We start from the raw sequence: 22,943 nt of genomic DNA, 5'->3' as shown, positions 1-22,943 counted from the left end.
CGTGCTACCGACCTGCCCTTAGGAGAGGTCCGTCTCAGCGGTGGAGGGCGTTTAGAGCCCGCCGGATCCCCTGTCAACCCCGCCTCTCGTGGCCGCCGAAGCGGCCGGATCGTCGGAGCAGACACCCTCAGCCGACAAGACAGCGGACCACCCGGCTCGCGCCAGATCGTCTGCCTGAACTGTCGGAAGAAGCGTCGGCGCCCGGGCCGCTCTCGCGGCCGGCGCCGATGAGCGCTGTCTACGCAAGCCCAGCCGCCCCGTCAACACCCGATGCGACGAACACGCGAAAAACCTGCAACAGGCCTGTGACGGGCGCCAAGGGCCGACGTCGTGCGAAGGAGGCGGCGTGGGCTCTCAGAGTGCCCTCCCCTCCCCTCTCTTCTCCGGATGCGCCGTAACCTGAGGGTCAGTGTCCGCGAGGAGCGGCTGTCAGGCCGCGGGTGCCGTCCAGGCCCGCATCGCCTCCGGGCCGACGATGTCGGCGGGGGGCTCGAAATCCGCGGCCGCCCCGCGCATCGCCGCTGCAGCCCGCGGGAAGCCGCTGCGGCGGCCGTACTCCGCGCGCACCGCGTCCGACGGCATTCGGGGTGCGTCGATGAGGGCCTGGGCGCACAGCACATCGGCCACGGTCACCCCGGCGAGAGAGGCCAGAGCAACCATCGCGTTGCCCCGGTTCGGGTTGTCGCCCTCCAGCGCGGGCAGGACGCTCGCGATGTCGATCCCGTCGCCGGCCACCCGGGCGCAGATCCACGGCGTCGGATCCTGCGCGCCGAGGATGCCGGCGCCCTGCGCGATCTCGCGCAGGCCGTAGGCCCGGATCAGCGGACCCGAGCGCGGCATCCCGAGCCACCGGGCGATCGCGTCGCCGAAGGCGAGTTCGGTGACGCCGAGGCCGAGCGAGAACCAGCCCAGCCCGCGGGCGAACTGCGCGGCGGCAGGGGCCGGCCTGCGCCGGGGATCGGAGGCGAAGCGGCTGCGGCGCCGGGACGGAACGGACATGGTGCGACCTCTCGAAAGACCTCTCGGCAGACGAAGCGGGCGGGATGCGGGAGCCGCCTCAGGGCCGCAGCACCACCTTGATGCAATTGTCCGTCTTGTCCCGGAAGGTGCGGTACATCTCCGGCCCCTGCTCCAGGCTCGCCCGGTGGGTGATCACGAAGGACGGGTCGATCTGGCCCGCCTCGATCCGGCGCACGAGGTCGTCGGTCCAGCGGTTCACGTGGGTCTGGCCGGTGCGGATGGTCAGGCCCTTGTTCATCAGGGCGCCCATCGGCACCTTGTCGATGAGCCCGCCATAGACGCCCGGGATCGACAGGATGCCGGCCGGACGGCAGACGTAGATCATCTCGCGCAGCACCGTGGGCCGGTCGCTCTCCAGCATCACCGCCTGCTTCACCCGGTCGTAGGCGTGCTCCAGGGCGCGGGGCGCGTGCGCCTCCATGCCGACCGCGTCGATGCACTTCTCCGGGCCCTTGCCGGCGGTGAGCTCGTTCAGGCGCTCGACCACGCTCTCGCGGCCGTTGTCGATCGTGATCGCGCCGCCTGCGCGGGCCATGTCGAGGCGCTCGGGGACGCTGTCGATGCAGACCACCTGCCGGGCGCCGAGCAGAAGGGCGGAGCGCACGGCCATCTGGCCGACGGGGCCGGCGCCCCAGATCGCGACCGTGTCGGTCGGCTGGATGTCGGCCTGCACGGCGGCCTGCCAGCCGGTCGGGAAGATGTCGCCGAGGAACAGCACCTGCTCGTCGGTGAGGGAATCCGGGACCTTGATGTGGGTCCTGTCGGCGAAGGGCACCCGGACGTACTCGGCCTGGCCGCCCGGATAGCCGCCGGTGATGTGGGTGTAGCCGAACAGCCCGGCCGTGGTGTGCCCGAAGGCCTTGGCGGCGACGTGCTTGTTGCGGTTCGAGCGCTCGCAGACCGAGAAGAAGCCGCGCTTGCACTGGTCGCACTCGCCGCAGATGATCGTGAACGGAATCACGACCCGCTCGCCCTTCCGCAGGGCGCCGTTCACGCCGCGGCCGGTCTCGACGACCTCGCCCATGAACTCGTGGCCCATGACGTCGCCGCTCTGCATGCCGGGCATGAAGTGATCGTAGAGGTGCAGGTCCGAGCCGCAGATGGCGCAGACCGTCACCTTGATGATGGCGTCGCGATCGTCCTCGATCTGCGGGTCCGGCACCGTCTCGCAGCGAATGTCCTGGGTGCCGTGCCAGACCAGAGCTCTCATGGGTCGCCTCCCGGGTCGGCGCACCCGCGCGGCGCCGTCTAGGACTGAACCGGGGAAGGTACGGCCACGTTTCGGGCCAACTGCAATCGGTGCGTGCGGCGTGGCCCGGGAGCCGCGCCGCATGCAGGGTCAGGGCATCGCGGGCCGGATAGCCCGCATCACTCCGCCTCGTCCTCGTCCGGATCGAGGGCCGCCGACGGAGCCGCGGCGGTGGGGCCGAGGCTGCCGGTCGCCACGGGCACCTCGGACGGCGCGGCGGCCGGCGCAGCGGCGACGCCACGGCGCGCGAGGCCCGGATCCACCGGCATGATCGCCGCGCCCGCCGCCACCAGGCCGGCGAGCGCCCGCAGGTCGTCGGGCTGGCGCGGATCGCGGGAGATCAGCTCGGCCTCGCGCTCGAGACGCAGGTTGCAGGCTCGCGACGGCAGGGCTCCGTCCGGCGTGCAGGCGTCGTGGCGGGCGCAGGCCGCGTCGAGGGCGTCGATCGGCGGCCGGGGCGCGTTGTTGCCGGGCCCGCAATAGTTGCCGTGGATCAGCATGGTCGGCCCGTGGCCGTGGCTGCCCAGCGGGGCGCCGAGGGGGCCACTCAGCGAGGCGGATTGCGCCAGGGCGGGCGAGGCCGCGCCGAGGGCGAGGGTGAGCAGAACGAGCGGTCGGATCATGGGCCGGATCATGGGCTGGTGTCCTTCGTGTCTTCGGCAGGCGCTGTCAGCGCGGCGCGCCCGGAACGCCTGGGTGCCCCCCCAGGCCCGGTGCGGGACGGGCCGGCCGCTCGAGGCCGCGGCCGGGCGGTTGTGCATCGCACCGGATCGTGCCGGCCAACACGGCGGCCGCCCCCGCGGTTCCACCCGGGCCTCCCGGCCAACCGCACCTCGGGCGGCCCATCCGCCGCAGGTCCGCGTTTCCCTTTGCGGGAACAGTTTCCGCGGCGCCCCGCTTGGCGACGAGGGGGCTTCGCCATGGGACGTGCCGTGCGCCAGGCCGCCCGCGTCCCGGCGAGCCCCCTCGCCTCCCCCGAGATCCAAGGAATCCGCCATGAAGGCACTGTGCTGGCACGGCAAGGGCGACATCCGCTGCGACACGGTGCCGGACCCGCAGATCGAGGACGGGCGCGACGTCATCATCAAGGTCACGTCCTGCGCCATCTGCGGCTCGGACCTGCACCTCATGGACGGCCAGATGCCGACCATGAAGGCCGGCGACGTGCTCGGCCACGAGTTCATGGGCGAGGTGGTCGAGGTCGGATCCGCCCACACCAAATTCCGGAAGGGCGACCGCATCGTCGTGCCCTTCAACATCAATTGCGGCGAATGCCGCCAGTGCAAACTCGGCAACTGGTCGGTCTGCCAGCGCTCGAACCGCAACGCCGCGATGGCGGCCGAGCAGTTCGGCTACACCACGGCGGGGCTGTTCGGGTACTCGCACCTCACCGGCGGCTACTGGGGCGGACAGGCCGAGTACGTGCGCGTGCCGATGGCCGACGTGGCGCCCATGCGGGTGCCGGACGGCATGGACGACGAGTCGGTCCTCTTCCTTACCGACATCCTGCCGACGGGCTGGCAGGGGGCCGAGCACTGCGAGATCCGGGGCGGCGAGATCATCGCGGTCTGGGGCGCGGGGCCGGTCGGCCTGTTCGCGATCCAGTCGGCCAAGGTGATGGGCGCCGAGCGCATCATCGCCATCGACACGGTGCCCGAGCGCCTGGCGCTGGCCCGGACGTACGGCGCCACCGACGTGATCGACTTCGGATCGGAGGATGTGTTCGAGCGCATCCAGGAGATCAGCCGCGGCGAGGGCGCGGACGGCGTCATCGACTGCGTCGGCATGGAGGCATCCGCCGGCCACGGCGTGGCGAGCGTGCTCTCGACGATCCAGGAGAAGCTCACCTCGACCGAGCGGCCCTACGCGCTGACCGAGGCGATCCGGGCGGTGCGGCCCTGCGGCATCGTCTCGGTGCCGGGCGTCTACGGCGGGCCGATCCCCGTGAACATGGGCTCGATCGTGCAGAAGGGCCTGACCCTCAAGAGCGGCCAGACCCACGTGAAGCGCTACCTCGAGCCACTGACCAAGCTGATCCAGGAGGGCAAGTTCGACACCGCCTCGCTGATCACCCACCGCTCGACGAACCTCGCGGACGGGCCGGACCTCTACAAGACGTTCCGGGACAAGAAGGACGGCTGCGTGAAGGTGGTGTTCCACCCGAACTGAGGCGGAAAGCCGGGGCGCGGAGACAGGCCGGGGCGGACCTGCCGCCCCGGCGGCGCGCCGACGATCAGATCTTCCCGTCGAGGCCCATCTGGTAGTACTTGTGCACGATCTTGTCCTGGTTCTCGAGGAGCCAGTCGATCGAGGGCTCGTTCGTCATCGCCTTGCGGATCGCCTCGGTCATGCCCTTGCGCTGGATCTCGAACAGGGCCCGGTGGTCAACGCTCTCGGCCTGGATCACGCCGGGGCTCAGCCAGACCGAGCAGATGATGCCGAGGTCGTTGGCCTTCTCCTTCGGGATGTAGCCCGCCCGCACCGCGTCGAGCACGCCGTTGGCGATGGCGTACTGCACCGTGCCCATCAGGATCGAGGTATACTTGCTCTCGGTCACGCTGACCTTCGAGACGCAGAGCGTGACCGGGCGCACCATGATGTCGGTGTTCAGGAGCGCGAAGACGCGGCTGTGACCGACCACCTGATCGCCGGTCAGCGTGGCGAGTGCCGTGCCGACCGGCCCGTCGAGTTCGCCGATGATGACCTCGGGCTCGGAGGCGGTGTTGGGCGGGCCGCCCGCCACCAGCGCCTCGCCGGCGCGGAGAATGATGCGATCGCTCATGCTGGGTTGCTCCTGACAGGGGACGGGGCGCGGCCTACCACGCCGCGCAGATCTTGCTGAAATGCGCCGCGCCCTCTTGGTAGCGGAAGGCCTCCGGCAGCTCGTCGAAGCCGAAGGTCCGGTCGATCACCGGGCGGATTTCCGCCTGATCGAGGGCCGCGACGTAGTCCTGCTGCTGGCGGCGGCTGCCCACGATCAGACCTTGCAGGCGGGCCTGCTTGGCCATCAGCGCCGCCGTCGGGACGTCGCCCGCGAGGCCGGTGAGCACGCCGATCAGCGCGATGTGGCCGCCGACCCGCACCGCCTCGATCGACTGCGCCAGGGTGCCGGGGCCGCCGAGTTCGAGCACGTGGTCGATGCCACGGCCGCCGGTCCAGTCGCGCGCCCGCTTCCCCCAGTCCGGGTGCTGGCGGTAGTTGATCGTGTGGTCGGCGCCGAGCGCCCGCGCCCGCTCGAGCTTGGCATCGGACGAGGAGGTGACGACCACGGCCGCGCCCATCAGCTTGGCGATCTGCAGGGCCGCGATCGCGACGCCGCCGGTGCCGAGCGCCAGCACGGTGTCGCCGGCCTTCAGCCCGCCATCGGCCACGAGGGCGCGCCACGCGGTGAGGCCGGCGGTGGTCAGCGTCGCGGCCTCCGCGTGGCCCCAGCCCCGCGGCGCGCGCGTGAAGGCCTGGGCGGAGCGGACCGCGTGGGTGAGCGCGAAGCCGTCGATGCCGTCGCCGGGCGTGCCCGCGAAATCCCCGACCGCCCCGTGGGGCAGGCCGTCCGGCCATTGCGGGAAGAAGCAGGAGACGACCGCCTCGCCCGGCGCGAACTCGGCGACGCCGGCCCCCACCGCCTCGACGATCCCCGCCCCGTCCGACATCAGGATCCGGCCGTCCGCGGCGGGCCAGTGGCCGGCGGCCACCAGCAGGTCGTGGTAGTTGAGCGAGGTCGCCCGGATCGCGACCCGGATCTCGCCGGGCCCCGGCGCGCCCGGATCGGGCCGCTCCGCGATCTCCAGACGGTCGAGACCGCCGGGTGCGCGCACGACGAAGGCTTTCATGGCTCCTCCTCGATGGGTCGGGCGCGCCGGGCGCGCTCGGGCCTGCAGTTAGGACGCCGCCGGGCCGGTTCGAGCCTCCGCCCCAGCATCCTCCGCCCCATCATCCGGTGCCTCCCCGTCCGCCTCCCCTCCCGCGCATCGGGGGGCGCGGCGTTCCGGGCTTCGTCGGCGGCCGCCGGATGCGCCGCCACCGGCGCGCCGGGCGCCGGACAAGCGGGCTGCACCGCGTCGCCCGGGGCCCCGCCTCGATCAGGCGCGAGGCCGCCGCGCCGAACCGGGGCGGACGGCAGCCCGTCACCGGATCGTCACCGGCACCCCCTAGGGTTGGGATCACAATCCTATCGCGCGGATGAGACCCATGGCCGACGGCACGTCCGACATCCTGCGCGGCCCGGCCGCGGCCTCCGGTCCCCCGGGGCAGCGGTCCGGGCACGGGCTCGACCGCGCCACCCATCCGGCCCACGGCATCGTCATCCTGCTCGCGGTGATCGCGGGCCTCGGCTACGCCCTCTACAGCCTGATCGCCGACATGAGCGCCGCGCACGCGGAGCCGCTCGCCCTCGGTGCCTTCGCGCTCCTCGGGCTCGCCCTGCTGATCGCGCTGGGCTTCGAGTTCGTGAACGGCTTCCACGACACGGCCAACGCGGTCGCCACGGTGATCTACACCCGCGCCCTGCCGCCCAACGTCGCGGTGGTCTGGTCGGGGGCCTTCAACTTCCTGGGCGTGATGCTCTCCTCGGGCGCGGTGGCCTACGCCATCGTCGTCATGCTGCCGGTGGAACTGGTGCTGCGGGTCGGCTCGGGTCCCGGCTACGCGATGATCTTCGCGCTGCTCGCCGCCGCCATCGTGTGGAACCTCGGCACCTGGGCCCTCGGCCTGCCGAACTCCTCCTCCCACGCCCTGATCGGCTCGGTGCTGGGCGTCGGCCTCGCCAACCAGCTCGTCGGCGGGCACGACGGGACCTCCGGCATCGATTGGGGCCACGCCCTGGAGGTGCTCAAGGCGCTGGCCTTCAGCCCGGTCTGCGGCTTCGTGCTGGCGGCCCTGCTGCTGCTCGTCCTGAAGCGCGTCGTGCGCAGCCCCGCGCTCGACCGGGCTCCGGAGGCCGACACGCCGCCCCCGCTCCCGATCCGGGGCCTGCTCGTGCTGACCTGCTCCCTGGTCTCGTTCTTCCACGGCGGCAACGACGGGCAGAAGGGCATGGGCCTGATCATGCTCATCCTGATCGGGGCGGCGCCGACCGCCTACGCCCTGAACCGCACCATGACGGAGGCCGACACCCCCGCCTTCGTGCAGGCCTCGCGGTCCGCCTCCGGTATCCTCGCCCCCCGCACTGCGGGGGCGGAGCGGCCCGAGCCCGGCGCGGCCCGCGCCGCGATCGGCGAGGCGCTGAGGACGAAGGCACTGGACCGGCCGGCGGTCTTCGCCGCGCTCGGCACCCTGTCGGACGACATCGCCGAGAAGGTCGAGGGCTACGGCGCGCTGCGCCGCGTGCCCGCCGCCGCGACGTCGAACCTGCGCAACGACATGTACCTCGCCTCCGAGGCGATCCACCGGCTGACGAAGGCCGAAATCTTCCCGGAGGAGGAAGCGACGGTCATGAAGGGCTACACCGACCTGCTCGACGCCGGCACGCGCTACATCCCCGCCTGGGTCAAGGTCTGCGTCGCCCTGGCGCTGGGCCTGGGCACGATGGTCGGCTGGAAGCGCATCGTGATCACGGTGGGCGAGCGCATCGGCAAGCAGCACCTCACCTACGCGCAGGGCGCCTCGGCCGAGATCGTCGCCGCGGGCACGATCGGGCTGGCCGAGGGCTACGGCCTGCCGGTCTCGACCACCCACATCCTGTCGTCGGGCGTGGCGGGCACCATGGCGGCCAACGGCACGGGACTCCAGCTCGCCACCGTGCGCAACCTCGCGCTCGCGTGGCTCCTCACCCTGCCGGCCGCGATGCTCCTCGCCGGCACGCTGTTCGTGATCTTGCGGCAGGCGTTCTGACGCCGTCCCTTGATCCATCGCCGGGCGGCCGGCCCGGCGGGACGGCGATCCGGCGCGGCCCCGGCCGCCCCGTCCCGGAGGGCGCGCGGGCTAGGCCGCCGCGCGCTGCGGCACCACGGCTCCGGCGGCGAGGCGCGAGTTGCGGTAGCGCTCGTCCGCGGTGACCTCCTCGCCGATCCAGGGCGGCAGGGCCACGGCCTCGTCGGCGCGGGCGAGTTCCGCCTCCGCCAGGATCAACCCGTCGAGGGCGCCCGCGAAGACGTCGACGTCCCAGGCGCGGCCGCCGTCCTCGACCCGGTAGCGCACCTTCTCGATCCGCCCGCGCGGATCGACGGCGGTGAGAAGCGCGGCGCCCACGGCAGCCGGCAGCTCGAACTCGATCTCCTCGCGGACCGCGCCCAGGCGCCGCCCCTTCCAGGCGAGCAGGTAGCGGGCACCCATGCGGCGCACCCGCACCGTGTTCTCGGCGTCGGTGTAGAGATAGCCCTGGACGATGACGGTGCCGAAGCGGCAATGCTCTAGGACGGCCCGGGTCGCGAGGAACTTGCGCTCGATCTCGATCGCCATGCAGGGCTCGTCGCTGTTGCGGGGCGGTTCGGTGACGCACGACGCGACGCGCAGCAGGGACGGGGGGCGAGGGTTTGTCGGACCCGCTGCCCGGAGATCCTGTACGTGTCCGACGACAAGATCAATCCGTCCGGCCCGGTTCCCGGCCGCGCGGAGAATGCGCGCGGTCCGGGCAGCCCTCACACCCCCGGGTCGAGGCAGCGCAGCACCGCGGCGAGTTCCTGCGCCTGATGCAGGGTGAGGCCCGAGCTGACGGCGTCGCCGTCGCGGTAGAGCGTGTAGGTGCCGTCGCAGGCCGGTTTGATCTTGATGGAGGACAATCGGGGCTCCGGGTGGGCGCCGCGCCGGGCGTCGGCGCGAAGCTTAGCCGTAAGGGCGGCCCAGGCAAGCCGGGTGCGGCCCGGCGGCGTGGATGGCGGCGTCCGCGGCCTGCGGCGCCGATCGCGCGTCGATCCATCGGTTCTCCGGACGGATCGGGGCGGGCTTCGGATAGCCCTGATCCCCGGGGGCGGGTATGGGAGATCCGGATGGGTCAGGCCGGCGCGGCCCGCATGGCTGGCCGAATGGCTGGCCACAGGGCTGCCGGGCCAAAGGCGGGAGACGACGATTTCCGACGATGCTTGGGCGACCGCCCTCGGCCTGCTCTCGGTGCTCGCGCTGGTGCTGGCCAACGGCTTCTTCGTGGCCGCCGAGTTCGCCCTGGTGGCGGTGCGCCGCAGCCGGGTGACCGAGCTGGTGAACGAGGGGCGCGTCAACGCCAAGGCGCTGCTCGCCGCCACCGACCACCTCGACGCGCACCTGGCCGCGACCCAGCTCGGCATCACCATCTCGTCGCTGGCGCTGGGCTGGGTCGGCGAGCCGGCCCTCGCCCACCTCGTCGAGCCCGCGCTCGCCTGGCTGCCGGGCGTGCTGCCGAGCGTGGGCGCTCACACCGTCGCGGTGGTGATCTCCTTCGTGATCATCACGGCGCTGCACATCGTGCTGGGCGAGCTCGCCCCGAAGAGCCTCGCGCTTCAGCGCAGCGAGCGCACGGCGCTCGCGGTGATCCGGCCGCTCTCCCTGTTCCTGTTCGTGTTCCGTCCGGCCATCGTCTTCCTGAACGGGCTCGGCAACGGCGTGCTGCGGCTGTGCGGCCTCCAGGCCGGCCACGGCGAGGGCGGCCACCACTCGACCGCCGAACTCAACCTCCTGGTCGAGGCGAGCCGGGAGGCCGGGCTGATCCAGGAAGCGCAGCAGGAGGCGGTCGAGCGCATCTTCGCGCTGGGCGACCGGCGCATCCGCGAGGTGATGACGCCCCGCCACGAGATCGAGTGGGTCGATGCGGAGGACGACCGCGACGCGGTGCTGCGGGCGCTGCGCGATTGCAGCCACGCGCAGGTCGTCGTCAGCCGCGGTACGGTGGACGAGGTCGTCGGCGTGGTGCGCAAGCAGGACCTGCTCGACCGCGTCCTCGACGGGCAGCCGCCGGACATCGACGCGGTGACGCGCCAGCCGATCGTCGTGCACGAGGCGATGTCGGTGCTCGCCGTGCTGGAGACCTTCCGGGCCAAGCCCGTCCAGATGGCGATCGTGGTGGACGAGTACGGCAGCCTGGAGGGCATCGTCACGGCGACCGACCTCCTGGAGGCGATCGCGGGCGACATCCCGGAGGCGGGCGAGGAGCCCGACGTGGTCGAGCGCGACGACGGCTCCTTCCTGATCGACGGCATGATGCCGGCCGACGAGGCCTTCGAGCGCCTGGGGTTCGCCGAGAAGCCGGAGCGCGACGACTTCAACACGATCGCGGGCTTCGTGATCTTCCGGCTGGGCCGCATCCCGAGCACGGGCGACAGCGTCGAGGCGCATGGCTGGCGCTTCGAGGTGGTCGACATGGACGGGCGGCGCGTCGACAAGCTGCTGGTCCAGCCGCTCGGCTGAGGGGCCAGCCGCTCGGCCGATGCCGGGGTGCCGGGGCAGGACCTGACCCCGACCGTGCCCGCAACCCGGCCCGTCCGCGCAGCCGCCTCGTCATCCGCGCCGCGCGGCCGGCCTGCGGGCGGCAAGCCGCGCGGCGATCCGCTCAGCGCGCCACGGCGGCGTCGTAGACCGCCCGGTACTGCTCCGCGATGCGGGACCAGTCGTGCTTGGCGACGTAGCGCTGTCCCGCGAAGCTCAGCCGCTCCCAGGTGTCTCGATCCTGCAGCAGGGCGGCGATGGCCGCATCCGCGCTCTCCGCGTCCGGGGCGAGGCGCGCGATCGCGTCGATCCCCTGCGGACGCGCGGGGCCGTCGGTGGTGACGACGGGAACGCCGTTGCAGAGGGCCGCCAGGAAGCTGCCCCGGCGCTCGGAGATGCCGTCCGGGTAGGGCAGGTAGGCGACATGCGAGTCCGCCAGGACGCGCGCGGCGTCCGCGTCGCTCGGATTCAGGATCCATTCGACCGGACAGCCGGACAAGCCCTTCGTCAAGTCCTCGATGTAGTGCGGGGCCCACCCGACCGGGGCGCCGGCGATGCGGAACGTCCAGGGGCGCTGCTTCGCCGAGGCCACGCGGATCAGGTCGATGAACTGCTCGATGCCCTTGCCGGGCTTGATCTGCCCGAAATACGTCACCGTGTAGGGCGGCGCATCGAGGTGGGCGGTCCGGTCGGCGCGCGGGATGTTGCTCCCGATCGGTATGGTCCTGACCTTGGCCGCGGCACCCGGGAAGGCGCGGAGGAAGTGCGCCGTCTCGTAATCCGTCGTCAGGCAGATCGTGGTCGCGTTGTGGACGAAGGCGCGCAGGGACGCCTGCCTCAGGCGGTCGAAGCTCGTGAATTCGTGCAGCGTCAGGACCAGGGGCTTTCTCGACAGCCATCCGAGCAGGTGCGGTCCGAGGCTGCGCCACCCGACGATCATCGGATATTGGATGTGGACGATGTCGGGGTCGGAGAGGCGGACCTTGTGCCGGAGCCGATTCAGGCCGGTCAGCGACCAATCGCGCTGATCGATGATCTCACAGGCCGTCCCCGTGCCGCGCAGGGATTGGGCCAGGGCCAGGACGTAGTCGTGAATGCCGCACCGCCCGACATCGGGCGATCCGGTGACGAGGCCGACCTTTCGCGTCGGGCGGCTTCCCGCGGTTTGCGTGACCGTCATCGATGGTCTCCTGAGCGAGCCGAAGGGCTCCCGACATGCGTCCGCCCTGTCGAGCGTGAGGCGGCGATCTTGGCTGCGTTGCGCGGGCAGCCGGCCCGGACGGGCGGCGCGAGGGGTGTCACGGCCGGATAGTCACGGCCGGATATAGGTATCGCTCGCGCGAAGGGAGCGAACGACCTGGGCCGGCACGCCGGTCGCGAGCGCGCGCGCGGGAACGTCCTTCGTCACCACGGAGCCGGCGCCAACTACGGCGTGGTCGCCTATGGTCACGCCCGGCAGGACGACCACGCCGCGGCCCAGCCAGACGTTTCGTCCGAGGGTCACGGGCTTCACGATGGCGCCCTGCCCTTCCTCGATCTCGTGGAAGTTCGTATCGGAGATGAAGCACATCTCTCCGATGCGGCAGCAGCTGCCGATGGAGATCCGACTCCAGGCATGGATGACGGTCAGGCTGTTGATGTAGGCCGCCGCTCCGATGCTGACCTCGGCCCCGGGGTCGGCGGTGATCGAGACGCGGCCGTTCTTCGACCTGAAGACGACGTCGTGCCCGATCGACATGCGCCCGTCGTTCTGCAGGTCGGGCAACCTGTGAACCGCCCGGCATCCCTTCCCGTGCTCGATGCCCTTGAGAGACATGGAAGCGCTCAGGGCGCGCGCCAGAAGATGCTCGGTCACCCGTCTGGAAAAGGACGGCTTCTTATCCATTCACCTACCCTCACCTGGCCAAATCCCTGCCGCGCGTCGGCGGCCGGCGCAGCCTCCAAACGGTCGAGACGGGCAATCGGTTTGCCCGAGCGGTTGTCCCGGGGGGGCCTGCCCGGCGCGAGCGACGTCTTCCGAGGCCGTCGCCGGGCGGGACGGGACGTCGGCCGTCGCGCGGCTCCGCCCGGTTCTCAGGATCGCGGAACCGCCCGGGGGCGCATGTGCCGGGCGAGGCTGCGGCGGTCCTCTACCCGATCGCGTCGCGATGCCCGTCCCGCTAGCCCGCCGCGGCGCGCTCCAGCCCGGCGAGATCGAGCTTCACCATGCCCTGCATCGCCCGGAAGACCCGTGCGGCGACCGCGGGGTCCGGGTCGGCGAGGAGGCGCGGCAGGGCCTCGGGAACGATCTGCCAGGGCACGCCCCAGCGGTCGTTGAGCCAGCCGCAGGCGATCTCGCGGCCGCCGTCCGCGGTCAGCGCCTCCCAGAGCCGGTCGATCTCAGGCTGGTCCGCGCAGGTGACCGAGATCGAGGCGGCGGTGCCGTAATCGGCCGGCCTGCCGCCGTTCAGGGCCTGGAAGCCCTGGCCGCCGAGGCGGAAGCGCACGAGGATCGGATCCCCCGGCGCGCCGCCCGGCCAGGGCCCCGGGGCGTGCTGGACCTGCTCGATCGCCGAATCCGCGATCAGGCCGACGTAGAAGCGGGCGGCGGCCTCGGCCTCCCGCTCGAACCACAGGCAGGTCGCGACGCGCATCGGCAGCTCTCGCATCAGAGGGTGGCGACGAGCGCCGCGAGCTGGTCGGCGCAGCGGCCCCAGCCCTCGTGGAACCCCATGGTCTCGTGGGCGGCCCGGTCGGCCGCGCTCCAGTGCCGGGCCCGGGCGGTGTAGCGCGTGCCGCCGGCCTCGGGCTCGAAGGTGACGATGCCGGTGAAGAACGGCTTGGCGGCGGGCTCCCAGGCCCGCAGATAGGCGTCGGTGAAGACGATGCGGGCATCCGGGACGAGTTCGAGATAGACGCCCGCGCTCGGAAAGGCGGTGCCGTCCGGTCCCTCCATCACGATCCGGGTCGTGCCGCCGGGCCTGAGGTCGATCTCGGCCTCGGTGACCCGGAACGGCGCGGGGGCGAACCAGCGCCGCAGCAGGTCCGGCTCGGTCCAGGCCCGGTAGAGCAGGTTCGGCGGGGCCGGGATCAGGCGGCTGAGGACGAGGTCGCGCCCGGAGGGCGTCTCGGTGGACGTCTCAGCGGTCGTCTCGGCGGTCATCGGCTCGCTCCGCGGGGTCTCTCGGACGGCGGGTCAGCCCTTCGGCTGGTTGAGGGCCCAGAGCACGCCGAAGGGATCCCGGAACTGGGCGTAGCGGTCGCCCCAGAACATCTCCCCGGGCTCCTTCACGGGCGTGGCGCCGGCCTCGATCGCCCGGCGCCACCACGCGTCGATGTCCTCGACGATCAGCGTCAGCGTGAAGGCCCGGGGCGGTTCGAGCGCGTGGCCGTATTCGGGGAAGGCGTCGGCCAGCATCAGCGACGTGCCGTTGACGTAGAGATGCACGTGCATGGTGCGGCCCCGGTCGTCGGACGGCATCGCGGCGGCGATCTCGGCACCGAGGGCGCGCACGTAGAAATCCGCGGCCTTCAGGGCGCCGTCGAGCGACAGGTAGGCGACGAGGCCGCCCTTCGCGGGCGCGGTGGCGGGGGGCTCGGGCCTCATCGGTCGGTCTCCTCGGCCGGGCGAATCGCCTGTGACGGTGCCACGGGAGGCGCCGGCCCGGAAGTCCCGCCCGCCGGCCGGCCACCGCGCCCGGAGACCCGCCTCAAGCGGCCGGCCGATACAGCCTCTGAACGAACGGGGCCCGGGCGCGTTGACCTCTGCGGGAATCGGGAGGGGCTATGCTGAGCAGGTTGATCGCATCCGCCCTCGGCGCGCGCCTGGGTGGGGTGGGCCGCGCACGCGACGGCGATCCGGGCGCCCGGGCCGCGGACGCGATGCGCGCGTTTCCCCCGATGCGACCCCTCGAACCGCCGCCGGCCCGGAACGACGACGTGCTGCAGCCCGTCCACGAGGCCGTCGAGCGCGACCTGCGGGCGCGCGGCTACCTGCGCTGAGGCCTGCGTCCGCGGTGCCGGTCTCAGCGCGCCGGGTCGGCCGCGAGCGTTCCGGCGCGGGCGCGCACGGCCGCGCCGCGGTAGATCGCTAGCGTCGCCACCAAGCCGCAGGCGCCGCCGAAGGCCATCCAGATGCCGGGAGCGGCCCGGTTCTCGGTCTGCTCGATCAGCCAGGTCGAGACCAGCGGGGTGAAGCCGCCGAAGAAGGCGGTCGCGAGCGAGTAGGCGAGCGAGAAGCCTGCGGTGCGGACCTTGGCCGGCACCACCTCGGTCAGAGCCACCACCATGGCGCCGTTGTAGCTGCCGTACAGGAAGGACAGCCAGAGCAGCACGATCAGCATGTTGCCGAAGGAGACGTGGCCGACGAGCCAGGCCAGCGCCGGGTAGGCGGTGAGCAGGGTCAGGCCTGAGAAGACGAGCAGCAGGGGCTTGCGGCCGACCCGGTCGGAGAGTGCGCCCATCACCGGCAGCCAGAACAGGTTCGACAGGGCCGTGCAGAAGGTGACCAGCAGGCTGTCGGTATCGGAGAGCTTCAGTACCGACTTGCCGAAGGTCGGGGTGTAGACCGTGATCGTGTAGAACGAGATCGTGGTCATCGCGACCAGCAGCATGCCGAGCACGACGATCTTCCAGTTCTGGGCAAGCGAGGCGAAGATCTCGCTCGTGCTCGGCCGGACCTTGCGGTGGAGGAATTCCTGCGTCTCCTCCAGCGAGCGGCGGATGTAGAACAGGAACGGCACGATCGCGCAGCCGATGAGGAAGGGGATGCGCCAGCCCCAGTCACCCATCTGGCCGGGCGTCAGGCTGTGGTTGAGCGCGTAGCCGATGATGGCGGCGGCCATCACGGCGACCTGCTGGCTACCCGATTGCCAGGAGACGTAGAAGCCCTTGTGCCCGGGCGTGGCCATCTCGGCGAGGTAGACCGAGACGCCCCCGAGCTCGACGCCCGCCGAGAAGCCCTGGAGCAGGCGCCCGATCAGCACGAGGGCCGGGGCGGCGAGCCCGATCGTCTCGTAGCCCGGCACGAAGGCGATCAGGATCGTGCCCGCCGCCATGATGGTGAGCGTGACGATGAGCCCCTGGCGCCGCCCGATCCGGTCGACATAGGCGCCCAGGAAGATCGCCCCGAGGGGGCGCATCAGGAAACCCGCGCCGAAGGTGGCGAAGGTGAGCATCAGGGAGGCGTACTCGTTCCCGCCGGGGAAGAACGCCTTCGAGATGTACGAGGCGTAGAAACCGAACAGGAAGAAGTCGAACATCTCCAGGAAGTTGCCGCTGGTGACGCGCAGCACCGTGGCAACCTTCGACCGCCCGCGGTCGCTCTCCGAGAACGAGGCCATGCGTTTCCCCTGATGCGTCCGTGGCGCCCCTCGGCCCTCGGTTGGTGCAGGCCACACGTTCGAGAGCGCTGTTTATTCCATGTGCGCGAGCGCAAGGCTCGTCTACAGCAGGGAAGCCGTCGAGACCAAGACGAGCGGTGCCCGATCCCGCTCGAGTCCGTGAAGTCTTGCGCTGACTTGTAATGGGTATGCCCCGGCCCCGGCTCTCACGTTCGCGAGACCTGGGACGAGGGCCCGACCCGGGGGGGCGCGGAACTTGCCGGGCGGGAGTTGCCGGATGGGCCGGGACGGGATTCAGGAATCCTCATGCACGACCGCACGATCACGGATGCCGCCCGCGTCCCGCCCGCGGAGGACGATTCCGGCGCAGGGCCCGGCCTCGCCCGCGACCTCACGGGGTTCAGCCTCCTCTGCATCGGGCTCGGCGCCACGATCGGGGCGGGGATCTTCGTTCTGACCGGCACGGCGGCGGCGGCCTATGCGGGGCCGGCTCTGGTGCTCTCCTTCGCGCTCGGCGGGATCGCCTGCGCCTTCGTCGGCCTCTGCTACGCGGAGCTCGCCGCGATGATGCCGGCCTCGGGCTCGACCTACACCTACACCCGGGCGAGCCTCGGCGAACTCTGCGCCTGGATCGTGGGCTGGGACCTCGTGCTCGAATTCGCCTTCGCGGCCGCCACGGTGGCGGTCGGCTGGTCGGGCTACGCCCAGAGCCTGCTCGCCGACCTCGGCCTCGCCCTCCCCCCGGCGCTCGCCGCCGCGCCCGGGGCGGGCGGGCTCGTCAACCTGCCGGCCGGCCTGATCGTGCTGGCCCTGTCCTGGCTGCTGATCCGCGGCACCCGGGAGGCGGCGGCCGCCAACGCCGCGCTGGTGGCGCTGAAGGTCGCGATCATCCTGGCCTTCGTGGCGGTCGGCCTCGCGCATCTGCGGCCCGAGCTGTGGCGGCCCTTCGTGCCGGAGAACGCGGGCCGTTTCGGCGAGTACGGCTGGAGCGGCGTGCTGCGCGGGGCGGGCGTGGTGTTCTTCGCCTTCATCGGCTTCGAGACGGTCTCGACCGCGGTCGGCGAGACGCGCCGGCCCCAGCGCGACGCGCCAGTGGGGCTGCTCGGCTCGCTGGCGCTGACCACCCTGCTCTACGTGCTGGTCGCCGCGGTGCTCACGGGCCTCGTGCCCTACCGCGACCTCGACGTGCCCGACCCGATCGCCCGCGCGGTCGATGCGGCCGGGCTCGGCGGCTTCGCTCTGGTGATCAAGCTCGGCGCGCTTGTCGGCCTCACCACCTCGGCGCTCACCGCCCTCTACGGGCAGTCCCGGATCTGCTTCGCGATGGCCCGCGACGGGCTCCTGCCCGCGGCCTTCGCGCGGGTCGATCCGGTGCGGCGCACGCCCGCGCGGAGCCAGGGCCTGATCGGGGTCGGCACGGCGCTCGTCGCCGCCTTCGTGCCGCTCGAGGTGCTGGGCGAACTCGTCAGCATCGGGACGCTGCTCGCCTTCTGCCTGGTCTGTGCGGCGGTGCCGCTGCTGCGCCGACGGGATCCGGACCGGCCCCGCCCCTTCCGGGTGCCGGCGGCCCCGCTGGTCGCGGGGCTCGGCATCCTCTGCTGCCTGGTTCTGATGGCGGGCCTGCCCGGCGACACATGGCTCCGGCTCGCCCTCTGGCTCGTCTTGGGGCTCGGGCTCTACGGCGTCTACGGCCGCGCCAATGCCCGCCGCCTGCGGGCGGAGGCGCCGTGAGACCGGGACGAGGACCGAGACGAGGGCCGGGGACTCAGGCCCGGCTCTGCGCGAGCGCTTGGTTGGTCTGCTCCAGGCGAAGCGCCAACTCGCGCATGACCGCGATGCCGATCTGCGGGAACTGCGCCAGCAGCTCGAGGAACACGCCCCGGTCGATGCGCAGCGCCGTGGTGGCGCTCTCGGCCGTCACCGTGGCGGAGCGCGGCTGGTCGGCCAGGATGCCCATCTCGCCCACCAGTGCGTCCGGCCCGAGCAGCGCGAGCCGGATCGGGCCGGCCGGCCCGTCGAGGCTGACCGCGGCGCTGCCCTCCAGGATCAGGTAGGCGGCATCCGACGCGTCGCCGCGGGTGAAGAAGCGCTGTCCCGGCTCGAAATGCACGCGCTCGCTCGTGAAGGCGAGCAGCTTCAGCCGCGCGGGCTCCACCTCGCGGAAGAGCGGCACCTGCCGCAGGGAGGAGACCTCGGTGTCGAGGGTCATGGCAACGCTCCGTGGCAACGCTCTGGCCCTCACCAAGCGGGCCCTGCATCCATGCGGAAGGTTCGGGACTTGTCCAGTGCGGGCGCGCCCCGCGCCCGGCAGGGATCACGGCCTGCGAGACGAGGAAGCGATGCGTTCGGGACGATCGACCCGCGGCCGAACCGCGCTGATGCGGGCGACCGCCCTCGCGGGCGCGCTCCAGGTGCTCCTGCCGAACCCGGCCGCCGCGAGGCTGACGCAGATGGAGCTGGCCCGGGTCGCGGTCGCGCCGCCGCCGGATGCGCGCGCACCCCTCGACCTCGCCTTCACGGAGGCGGACGGCGAGCGCGCCGTGACGCTCGCCGCGGTCGCGGGCGGGCGCCCGGTCCTGCTGCTGCCGGTCGATTACACCTGCGGCAACGTTTGCGACCCGATGCTCTCGCTCTCGGCCGCCGCGCTCGAGGCGACCGGCCTCGTGGCCGGGCGCGATTACGGCTTCGTCCTCGTCGGGCTCGACCCGCGGGACGGCGCCGCGGCGGCGCGCCGCATGCTGGCGGCGGATCTCGGTGCTGCGCCGTCCCCCGTCCGGCCGCGGGCGCTGGTCGGCACCGCCGCCGCGGTCGATACGCTGACCCGGGCGCTCGGCTACGGCTACGTACCGGATCCGGGCACGGACAGCATCGCGCACCCGGCCGCGGCGATCCTGCTCACACCGGAGGGCCGCGTCGCCCGCATCCTCTCGCCGCTGGCGCTCAACGGGCGCGACCTGCGCCTCGCCCTGGTCGAGGCCGGCGAGGGCCGGACCGGCAGCCTGGGCGACCGGCTCGCCCTGCTCTGCTACGGCTTCGACGCGGCGCGGGGCATCTACACGCCGCTGGTGCGCCGCATCCTGGCGGTCGCGGGCGTCGCGACCGTCCTGGGGATCGGGCTCCTCGTCCTGCTTCTCGCCCGCGCGGGGCGGGTCCGGCGCGCGTGAGGCCGCAGTCTCAGCGCCGCGTCGTCAGGCCCATCTCGCCGGCCTCCGGCGGCCGGCGCTTGGCGCTGGCGTTCGGCTGGGGCGAATCGATCGGCTCCTCGCGGGTCGAGGGGGTGGTGCTGTCCTCGGGTGCCGGCATCGGCGGGAGGGGCTTCGCGTTCGCGTGCTGGCCGGCATCGCCGTGCTCCACCGCACCCTTCGCCATCTCGCGGTTCGTCATCCTGCTACTGTCCCGTTCTGGCTACGGCCAAGCTTTCGCGCCGGCTTGTTCCCGGCGCCGTCCTCGCTTCAACGGGCGAGCACAGGCCCGGTTGCGGAACGGCCCGCGACCAACCGGAACAGGAACCATCGGTTATTGGCGAAGGTTGTGAGTGAGTGAAGCGAAGCCTGAGGAGGGACTGATGGCATCGGGAAATTCGACCTCGAAGCGAGGTTTTGCGTCCATGAACATCGAGCGTCAGCGCGAGATCGCCAGCAAGGGCGGCCGTAGCGTGCCGGCCGAGAAGCGCTCCTTCTCGCAGGACCGTGAGTTGGCCTCGTCGGCCGGACGCAAGGGTGGGCAATCCACCGGCACGGGTCGCGCCGGGGAGTGATCGTCGGCCGCACGGCTCGCGGCGCCCTCCCCGGCCGGGGACGGGCGCCGTCTCTTTTCGAAAAGTCGAACCGATACGAGAAAGGCCCCGCATGCGCGGGGCCTTTCTCGTATCGGTTCGATCGGCGGATCGCCCGGGCGTCAGGAGATGCAGCGGCCCGGGAGCATGCGGCGCGCCTCTGCCCCAACCAGGGCACTGAGCGCCGCCTCGCAGCCCTCCCGCATGGTCCGCCGGGGCTTGAGAACGGGCCGCTCCTCCGACTCGGCGCCCTGCGCGGACGGGGCGGGGCGGCTCTCGAGGCGCGGGACGCCGGCGATGCGGGTCGGGCTGATCGCCAGGGAGACCGGGCGCATGCCGGGCAGCGGCGCGGGCGATGGCAGCGCGGCGGGTGTCTGGGCGCTCGTCACTGCCACTGGCGCGGTCCAGCGGTCGGCGGTGTCGCGGACCATGGGATGGACCATCAGGGTGAGGATTGCGGCCGGTGCACTCACGCCCAGAATGAAGCCAGACCGAAGCATCGTCGCCGCCTCCGATGGGAGCTTGACAGGTTGTTAAGAGAACGCGTGCTCCCGCGTCCCGGTTCCACCCTGCCGAGATCCTGGCGAGTCCCAGTATTCGTCCTTCGAACGGCCATGGGTGCCGCTCCCCACGCAGCTTGTCCACAGGCTCCGAATGTTGCGCAAAAAGCACGCTTGGGGAATAAAATGCGCCTCTCGGCCGGAACCCAGGGCCCGGCGGCACGTTCGTAGAGGACCCGGCCACCTGGTCCTCCCCGCATTCCCCTTGTGCATCGGCCGGAACCTCTCAGACGGGCTGGAGCCACCTCCGGCCCGTTTTTTTTGTGCCTCGCCGGCGGTTGGACGAAAAAAGCCCCGGCGCGGGCCGGGGCTTCCTCGGTAGGGGGGGCTCGAGTCGCCCCCAGATTCGATTCGTCTTGCCGATCAGGCCGTCTCACTCATCAGGCCGTCGTACCTGTCAGGCCGTCTTGGCCTCGCGGCGGCGGGCGGTCTGCTGGAAGAACAGGGCTTGGCTGATCACCGCCGAGACGTTGGCGGGCTGGAACGGCTTGGCGATGAGGAAGGCCGGCTCCGGCCGCTCGCCGGTGAGGAAACGCTCCGGGTAGGCGGTGATGAAGATCACCGGCACCTCGAAGGTCTTCAGGAGGTCGTTCACCGCGTCGAGTCCCGAGGAGCCGTCGGCGAGCTGGATGTCCGCCAGGATCAGGCCCGGACGCTTGCCGCCCTCGCCCGCGATCTTGATCGCCTCCGAGCGGGTGCGCGCGACGCCGATCACGTTGTGGCCCAGGCCCTCCACCAGGGCCTCGAGGTCCATGGCGATCAGCGGCTCGTCCTCGATGATCAGGATCTCGGTGGCCATGTCGGCGGCGAGCTCGCGACCGGCCTCGTCCACGAGGTCGCGCACCTGCGCCACGTCCACGTCGAGGATGATCGCGGCGTCCTCCTCGGAGAAACCCTCAAGGCAGGAGAGCAAGAAGGCCTGGCGCGGCAGCGGCGTGATCTGACCGAGGCGCACCTCCGCCGGCAGGTCGTGCTGCACCTGCTCGCGGCGACCGTTGACCGAGAGCGAGTTCCAGATCCGCGTGAAGACCCGGAACAGGTCGGCCTTGACGTTGGTGCTGCGCCCGAGGGTCTCGGGTTCGTTGACCAGCGTCTCCAGAGTCGCGGCGACGTAGGCGTCGCCCGCGACCTGGCTGCCCGTGAGCGCGCGCGCGTAGCGCCGCAGGTAGGGCAGGTGCTGCACAACGAGTTGCGATGTGGACATTCGATCCCCTGTGACTTGCTATGTTCTCGCCGCCTCCCGCCCAACGCGGGCGGCCCGGCTCCGTTCCGGGGCGGCGGAACCGAACTTGGGTCCTGGCGTTGCTGAAGCAGCCATGACGTATGTCAAGCCGCAAGACAATGCGGCGGGCACGGGTTCACCCGGCCCAAGGGGATGCCGTGAATGAATGACGACGGGAAGGCCGGTGCCGTCCACGCCGAAGGTATGCCGGCTGTCGAGGAGGCTGCGCCGGCGACCGAGCAGGCTGCGGTTCCGATGTCGCCGGAGCGTGTGCGGCCGTCGGACAGCTCGCTCAACGAGTTTGCCCGCACCCGGCTCGGGACACATCTGCGCGCCATGTACGATGCGGTGGTGCAGCAGCCCGTACCCGACCAGTTCCGTGATCTGATCGCGCGCCTTGAGGCGGGGGAGGCGCGCGCCGCAGAGGATCCTGAACGGTGAAGGCGCCCGGCGCCGGCCTGGGCCGGCGGGGCGCCTGAGCCTTCGCCGGGTCGCCGCGAGGCGACCCGGCTCCGCGTCAGAGTGTCGGCGAGCGACCCCGCAGCAGGCCGATGACGGCCGAGATGGCGAAGAGCACGATCGCGACGAAGAAGACGAGCTTCGCGGCTTCCATGGCGGTGCCGGCGATGCCGCCGAAGCCGAGCAGAGCGGCCACGAGGGCCACGACGAGAAATGTAACGGCCCAACCGAGCATTGTTCCAGTCCTTCGAATAGTTCTGCCGCGGTGCTTCGCAGCTATCTGACCATGAAAACGCCAAGGTTCGGCCATGGTTCCGCACTCGAAATGCAGAGATCGTCCGTCGGTTCGATCGCGTTCTCGCGAGCGGCTCGTGGGTGGCAGGACGCGGCGTTGCGCCGCTCCGGACCGTGCGCTCCGCTCCCCGTTCGCCCTCGCATCCGGCGGGCGTCGTCGCCATATGTCGTCCATCGAAGCCGGACGGCTGGCGGAACGCAGACGTGTCCGCGGCGTTCGACAGAGCGAAGACATTCGTAACCAGTTGTCGAGAGACCCAGCGATGAGAAACGCCCCCGCGCTCGCCGCGCGCCTCGCCGAGACGGTCACAGATGCCCTGGCACGCGCGAGCGAGCGTCTGCTCGACCTCGTGGGTCCCCGACGGCATGCGCAGCTCGTTCCGGTCCGGATCCGTCGGAACCCGCCCTACGGGCGCCGCTGAGGCGGCTGCGCGGGACGCCCCTCTCGATCCCCCGATCGAACGAGGCCATGAAGCCGTCCGGAAACGGGCGGCTTCGCTAGTTTCACGATCCCAACCGCGACTTGTCCACCGTCCGTTTCGGGGCAGGACCCAGGTCCGATCCGGCGCATCCTCGCCGCCCCGACTCTCGCTCCGGCCCGGCGCGGAACGGTGTGTCCCGATTTCGAGCGGGAGTCGCTATCGACGGCGTCCCGCCCCGCCCTCCGCGCCTTCGCGCACGGTCCGGTCCGTTGTCCGCCACACTTGCTCCG

Annotated in this window: 27 protein-coding genes; 9 read left to right on the top strand and 18 right to left on the bottom strand. The window is 71.8% G+C overall.

Annotated elements, in window-relative coordinates:
* Positions 1–429: 429 nt before the first annotated feature.
* From MFF56_RS24040 to MFF56_RS24030, 3 genes are all read right to left on the bottom strand, one after another.
* Positions 430–999, bottom strand: coding sequence for a cyclase dehydrase (locus MFF56_RS24040; protein ID WP_066926507.1), 570 nt, complete (start codon positions 997–999; stop codon positions 430–432).
* Between the two features lie 58 nt (positions 1,000–1,057).
* On the bottom strand, positions 1,058–2,230 hold the full coding sequence (locus tag MFF56_RS24035; RefSeq protein ID WP_066926506.1) for a zinc-dependent alcohol dehydrogenase: 1,173 nt from the start codon (positions 2,228–2,230) through the stop codon (positions 1,058–1,060).
* 158 nt (positions 2,231–2,388) lie between these two features.
* A complete protein-coding gene (locus MFF56_RS24030) occupies positions 2,389–2,892 on the bottom strand; it encodes a phospholipase A2 family protein (protein WP_066926513.1) in 504 nt (167 codons plus the stop codon).
* Positions 2,893–3,265: 373 nt separating this feature from the next.
* On the opposite strand from MFF56_RS24030, the gene MFF56_RS24025 reads away from it, so the two are divergent.
* Positions 3,266–4,438 (top strand): zinc-dependent alcohol dehydrogenase, encoded by a 1,173-nt coding sequence (locus tag MFF56_RS24025; RefSeq protein WP_066926504.1) that lies wholly within the window; start codon positions 3,266–3,268, stop codon positions 4,436–4,438.
* Between the two features lie 64 nt (positions 4,439–4,502).
* Here MFF56_RS24025 and MFF56_RS24020 read toward each other — a convergent pair whose 3' ends face one another.
* Positions 4,503–5,051, bottom strand: coding sequence for a formaldehyde-activating enzyme (locus MFF56_RS24020; RefSeq protein WP_066926502.1), 549 nt, complete (start codon positions 5,049–5,051; stop codon positions 4,503–4,505).
* Positions 5,052–5,085: 34 nt separating this feature from the next.
* Entirely contained in the window at positions 5,086–6,099 is a 1,014-nt protein-coding gene (locus tag MFF56_RS24015) for a zinc-dependent alcohol dehydrogenase family protein (RefSeq protein WP_066926500.1), read from the bottom strand.
* 358 nt (positions 6,100–6,457) lie between these two features.
* Between MFF56_RS24015 and MFF56_RS24010 the strand changes: the two genes are divergently transcribed.
* Entirely contained in the window at positions 6,458–8,098 is a 1,641-nt protein-coding gene (locus tag MFF56_RS24010) for an inorganic phosphate transporter (RefSeq protein ID WP_066926498.1), read from the top strand.
* A 90-nt stretch (positions 8,099–8,188) separates the two neighbouring features.
* Here the strand turns inward: MFF56_RS24010 and MFF56_RS24005 are convergent, their stop codons facing one another.
* Positions 8,189–8,665: a CYTH domain-containing protein gene (locus MFF56_RS24005; RefSeq protein ID WP_066926496.1), complete on the bottom strand. Its 477-nt coding sequence runs from the start codon at positions 8,663–8,665 to the stop codon at positions 8,189–8,191.
* Positions 8,666–8,844: 179 nt separating this feature from the next.
* A complete protein-coding gene (locus MFF56_RS24000; RefSeq protein WP_197430723.1) occupies positions 8,845–8,985 on the bottom strand; it encodes a hypothetical protein in 141 nt (46 codons plus the stop codon).
* Between the two features lie 328 nt (positions 8,986–9,313).
* Between MFF56_RS24000 and MFF56_RS23995 the strand changes: the two genes are divergently transcribed.
* Positions 9,314–10,582, top strand: a complete 1,269-nt coding sequence (locus tag MFF56_RS23995) for a hemolysin family protein (protein ID WP_238231432.1) — start codon at positions 9,314–9,316, stop codon at positions 10,580–10,582.
* Positions 10,583–10,724: 142 nt separating this feature from the next.
* Here MFF56_RS23995 and MFF56_RS23990 read toward each other — a convergent pair whose 3' ends face one another.
* The 5 genes from MFF56_RS23990 to MFF56_RS23970 form a co-directional block, all read right to left on the bottom strand.
* The gene (locus tag MFF56_RS23990) at positions 10,725–11,780 is read right to left on the bottom strand and encodes a glycosyltransferase family 4 protein (RefSeq protein ID WP_066926494.1); all 1,056 of its coding nucleotides are present in this window, start codon (positions 11,778–11,780) and stop codon (positions 10,725–10,727) included.
* 132 nt (positions 11,781–11,912) lie between these two features.
* Positions 11,913–12,416, bottom strand: coding sequence for an acyltransferase (locus tag MFF56_RS23985; protein ID WP_238231430.1), 504 nt, complete (start codon positions 12,414–12,416; stop codon positions 11,913–11,915).
* Positions 12,417–12,759: 343 nt separating this feature from the next.
* Positions 12,760–13,233, bottom strand: coding sequence for a VOC family protein (locus tag MFF56_RS23980; RefSeq protein WP_066926490.1), 474 nt, complete (start codon positions 13,231–13,233; stop codon positions 12,760–12,762).
* A 14-nt stretch (positions 13,234–13,247) separates the two neighbouring features.
* A complete protein-coding gene (locus tag MFF56_RS23975) occupies positions 13,248–13,742 on the bottom strand; it encodes an SRPBCC family protein (protein ID WP_066926488.1) in 495 nt (164 codons plus the stop codon).
* 33 nt (positions 13,743–13,775) lie between these two features.
* Positions 13,776–14,186 carry a VOC family protein gene (locus tag MFF56_RS23970; protein WP_066926486.1) on the bottom strand — a complete coding sequence of 137 codons (411 nt, stop codon included), beginning with the start codon at positions 14,184–14,186 and terminating at the stop codon, positions 13,776–13,778.
* 179 nt (positions 14,187–14,365) lie between these two features.
* Between MFF56_RS23970 and MFF56_RS23965 the strand changes: the two genes are divergently transcribed.
* Positions 14,366–14,581: a hypothetical protein gene (locus MFF56_RS23965; RefSeq protein ID WP_066926484.1), complete on the top strand. Its 216-nt coding sequence runs from the start codon at positions 14,366–14,368 to the stop codon at positions 14,579–14,581.
* Between the two features lie 23 nt (positions 14,582–14,604).
* Here MFF56_RS23965 and MFF56_RS23960 read toward each other — a convergent pair whose 3' ends face one another.
* Entirely contained in the window at positions 14,605–15,921 is a 1,317-nt protein-coding gene (locus MFF56_RS23960; protein ID WP_066926482.1) for an MFS transporter, read from the bottom strand.
* 306 nt (positions 15,922–16,227) lie between these two features.
* Here MFF56_RS23960 and MFF56_RS23955 point away from each other — a divergent pair, with 306 nt between their 5' ends.
* Positions 16,228–17,652 (top strand): amino acid permease, encoded by a 1,425-nt coding sequence (locus MFF56_RS23955; protein WP_066926480.1) that lies wholly within the window; start codon positions 16,228–16,230, stop codon positions 17,650–17,652.
* A gap of 34 nt (positions 17,653–17,686) precedes the next feature.
* Here the strand turns inward: MFF56_RS23955 and MFF56_RS23950 are convergent, their stop codons facing one another.
* Positions 17,687–18,130: a Crp/Fnr family transcriptional regulator gene (locus MFF56_RS23950; RefSeq protein WP_066926478.1), complete on the bottom strand. Its 444-nt coding sequence runs from the start codon at positions 18,128–18,130 to the stop codon at positions 17,687–17,689.
* Positions 18,131–18,260: 130 nt separating this feature from the next.
* Here MFF56_RS23950 and MFF56_RS23945 point away from each other — a divergent pair, with 130 nt between their 5' ends.
* The gene (locus tag MFF56_RS23945) at positions 18,261–19,085 is read left to right on the top strand and encodes an SCO family protein (RefSeq protein WP_238231428.1); all 825 of its coding nucleotides are present in this window, start codon (positions 18,261–18,263) and stop codon (positions 19,083–19,085) included.
* Between the two features lie 10 nt (positions 19,086–19,095).
* On the opposite strand, the gene MFF56_RS23940 is transcribed toward MFF56_RS23945, so the two are convergent.
* Positions 19,096–19,305, bottom strand: coding sequence for a hypothetical protein (locus tag MFF56_RS23940; protein ID WP_066926473.1), 210 nt, complete (start codon positions 19,303–19,305; stop codon positions 19,096–19,098).
* A 181-nt stretch (positions 19,306–19,486) separates the two neighbouring features.
* Here MFF56_RS23940 and MFF56_RS23935 point away from each other — a divergent pair, with 181 nt between their 5' ends.
* Complete coding sequence (locus tag MFF56_RS23935) at positions 19,487–19,678, top strand: con-10 family general stress protein (RefSeq protein ID WP_066926471.1); 192 nt, start codon at positions 19,487–19,489, stop codon at positions 19,676–19,678.
* Between the two features lie 140 nt (positions 19,679–19,818).
* Here the strand turns inward: MFF56_RS23935 and MFF56_RS23930 are convergent, their stop codons facing one another.
* Positions 19,819–20,196 (bottom strand): hypothetical protein, encoded by a 378-nt coding sequence (locus tag MFF56_RS23930; protein ID WP_066926469.1) that lies wholly within the window; start codon positions 20,194–20,196, stop codon positions 19,819–19,821.
* Positions 20,197–20,653: 457 nt separating this feature from the next.
* Positions 20,654–21,460 carry a response regulator gene (locus MFF56_RS23925; RefSeq protein ID WP_066926467.1) on the bottom strand — a complete coding sequence of 269 codons (807 nt, stop codon included), beginning with the start codon at positions 21,458–21,460 and terminating at the stop codon, positions 20,654–20,656.
* Positions 21,461–21,640: 180 nt separating this feature from the next.
* Here MFF56_RS23925 and MFF56_RS23920 point away from each other — a divergent pair, with 180 nt between their 5' ends.
* A complete protein-coding gene (locus MFF56_RS23920) occupies positions 21,641–21,919 on the top strand; it encodes a NepR family anti-sigma factor (RefSeq protein WP_238231423.1) in 279 nt (92 codons plus the stop codon).
* A gap of 76 nt (positions 21,920–21,995) precedes the next feature.
* On the opposite strand, the gene MFF56_RS23915 is transcribed toward MFF56_RS23920, so the two are convergent.
* Positions 21,996–22,172: a DUF1328 domain-containing protein gene (locus MFF56_RS23915; RefSeq protein WP_082773302.1), complete on the bottom strand. Its 177-nt coding sequence runs from the start codon at positions 22,170–22,172 to the stop codon at positions 21,996–21,998.
* Between the two features lie 322 nt (positions 22,173–22,494).
* Between MFF56_RS23915 and MFF56_RS23910 the strand changes: the two genes are divergently transcribed.
* Positions 22,495–22,653, top strand: coding sequence for a hypothetical protein (locus tag MFF56_RS23910; protein ID WP_156453965.1), 159 nt, complete (start codon positions 22,495–22,497; stop codon positions 22,651–22,653).
* The last annotated feature ends 290 nt before the right edge of the window (positions 22,654–22,943 follow it).

Origin of the sequence: Methylobacterium hispanicum, assembly GCF_022179285.1 — a bacterium.
Classification (GTDB): Bacteria; Pseudomonadota; Alphaproteobacteria; order Rhizobiales; family Beijerinckiaceae; genus Methylobacterium; species Methylobacterium hispanicum.
The sequence above is the reverse complement of the archived record's forward strand: the minus strand, read 5'-3'. Positions and strand labels throughout refer to the sequence as shown.

Coding starts and splice junctions, on each gene's coding strand:
- MFF56_RS24040 (WP_066926507.1), bottom strand. CDS start 999: ATGTCCGTTCCGTCCCGGCGCCGCAGCCGCTTCGCCTCCGATCCCCGG.
- MFF56_RS24035 (WP_066926506.1), bottom strand. CDS start 2,230: ATGAGAGCTCTGGTCTGGCACGGCACCCAGGACATTCGCTGCGAGACG.
- MFF56_RS24030 (WP_066926513.1), bottom strand. CDS start 2,892: ATGATCCGACCGCTCGTTCTGCTCACCCTCGCCCTCGGCGCGGCCTCG.
- MFF56_RS24025 (WP_066926504.1), top strand. CDS start 3,266: ATGAAGGCACTGTGCTGGCACGGCAAGGGCGACATCCGCTGCGACACG.
- MFF56_RS24020 (WP_066926502.1), bottom strand. CDS start 5,051: ATGAGCGATCGCATCATTCTCCGCGCCGGCGAGGCGCTGGTGGCGGGC.
- MFF56_RS24015 (WP_066926500.1), bottom strand. CDS start 6,099: ATGAAAGCCTTCGTCGTGCGCGCACCCGGCGGTCTCGACCGTCTGGAG.
- MFF56_RS24010 (WP_066926498.1), top strand. CDS start 6,458: ATGGCCGACGGCACGTCCGACATCCTGCGCGGCCCGGCCGCGGCCTCC.
- MFF56_RS24005 (WP_066926496.1), bottom strand. CDS start 8,665: ATGGCGATCGAGATCGAGCGCAAGTTCCTCGCGACCCGGGCCGTCCTA.
- MFF56_RS23990 (WP_066926494.1), bottom strand. CDS start 11,780: ATGACGGTCACGCAAACCGCGGGAAGCCGCCCGACGCGAAAGGTCGGC.
- MFF56_RS23985 (WP_238231430.1), bottom strand. CDS start 12,416: ATGTCTCTCAAGGGCATCGAGCACGGGAAGGGATGCCGGGCGGTTCAC.
- MFF56_RS23980 (WP_066926490.1), bottom strand. CDS start 13,233: ATGCGCGTCGCGACCTGCCTGTGGTTCGAGCGGGAGGCCGAGGCCGCC.
- MFF56_RS23975 (WP_066926488.1), bottom strand. CDS start 13,742: ATGACCGCCGAGACGACCGCTGAGACGTCCACCGAGACGCCCTCCGGG.
- MFF56_RS23970 (WP_066926486.1), bottom strand. CDS start 14,186: ATGAGGCCCGAGCCCCCCGCCACCGCGCCCGCGAAGGGCGGCCTCGTC.
- MFF56_RS23965 (WP_066926484.1), top strand. CDS start 14,366: ATGCTGAGCAGGTTGATCGCATCCGCCCTCGGCGCGCGCCTGGGTGGG.
- MFF56_RS23960 (WP_066926482.1), bottom strand. CDS start 15,921: ATGGCCTCGTTCTCGGAGAGCGACCGCGGGCGGTCGAAGGTTGCCACG.
- MFF56_RS23955 (WP_066926480.1), top strand. CDS start 16,228: ATGCACGACCGCACGATCACGGATGCCGCCCGCGTCCCGCCCGCGGAG.
- MFF56_RS23950 (WP_066926478.1), bottom strand. CDS start 18,130: ATGACCCTCGACACCGAGGTCTCCTCCCTGCGGCAGGTGCCGCTCTTC.
- MFF56_RS23945 (WP_238231428.1), top strand. CDS start 18,261: ATGCGTTCGGGACGATCGACCCGCGGCCGAACCGCGCTGATGCGGGCG.
- MFF56_RS23940 (WP_066926473.1), bottom strand. CDS start 19,305: ATGACGAACCGCGAGATGGCGAAGGGTGCGGTGGAGCACGGCGATGCC.
- MFF56_RS23935 (WP_066926471.1), top strand. CDS start 19,487: ATGGCATCGGGAAATTCGACCTCGAAGCGAGGTTTTGCGTCCATGAAC.
- MFF56_RS23930 (WP_066926469.1), bottom strand. CDS start 20,196: ATGCTTCGGTCTGGCTTCATTCTGGGCGTGAGTGCACCGGCCGCAATC.
- MFF56_RS23925 (WP_066926467.1), bottom strand. CDS start 21,460: ATGTCCACATCGCAACTCGTTGTGCAGCACCTGCCCTACCTGCGGCGC.
- MFF56_RS23920 (WP_238231423.1), top strand. CDS start 21,641: ATGAATGACGACGGGAAGGCCGGTGCCGTCCACGCCGAAGGTATGCCG.
- MFF56_RS23915 (WP_082773302.1), bottom strand. CDS start 22,172: ATGCTCGGTTGGGCCGTTACATTTCTCGTCGTGGCCCTCGTGGCCGCT.
- MFF56_RS23910 (WP_156453965.1), top strand. CDS start 22,495: ATGAGAAACGCCCCCGCGCTCGCCGCGCGCCTCGCCGAGACGGTCACA.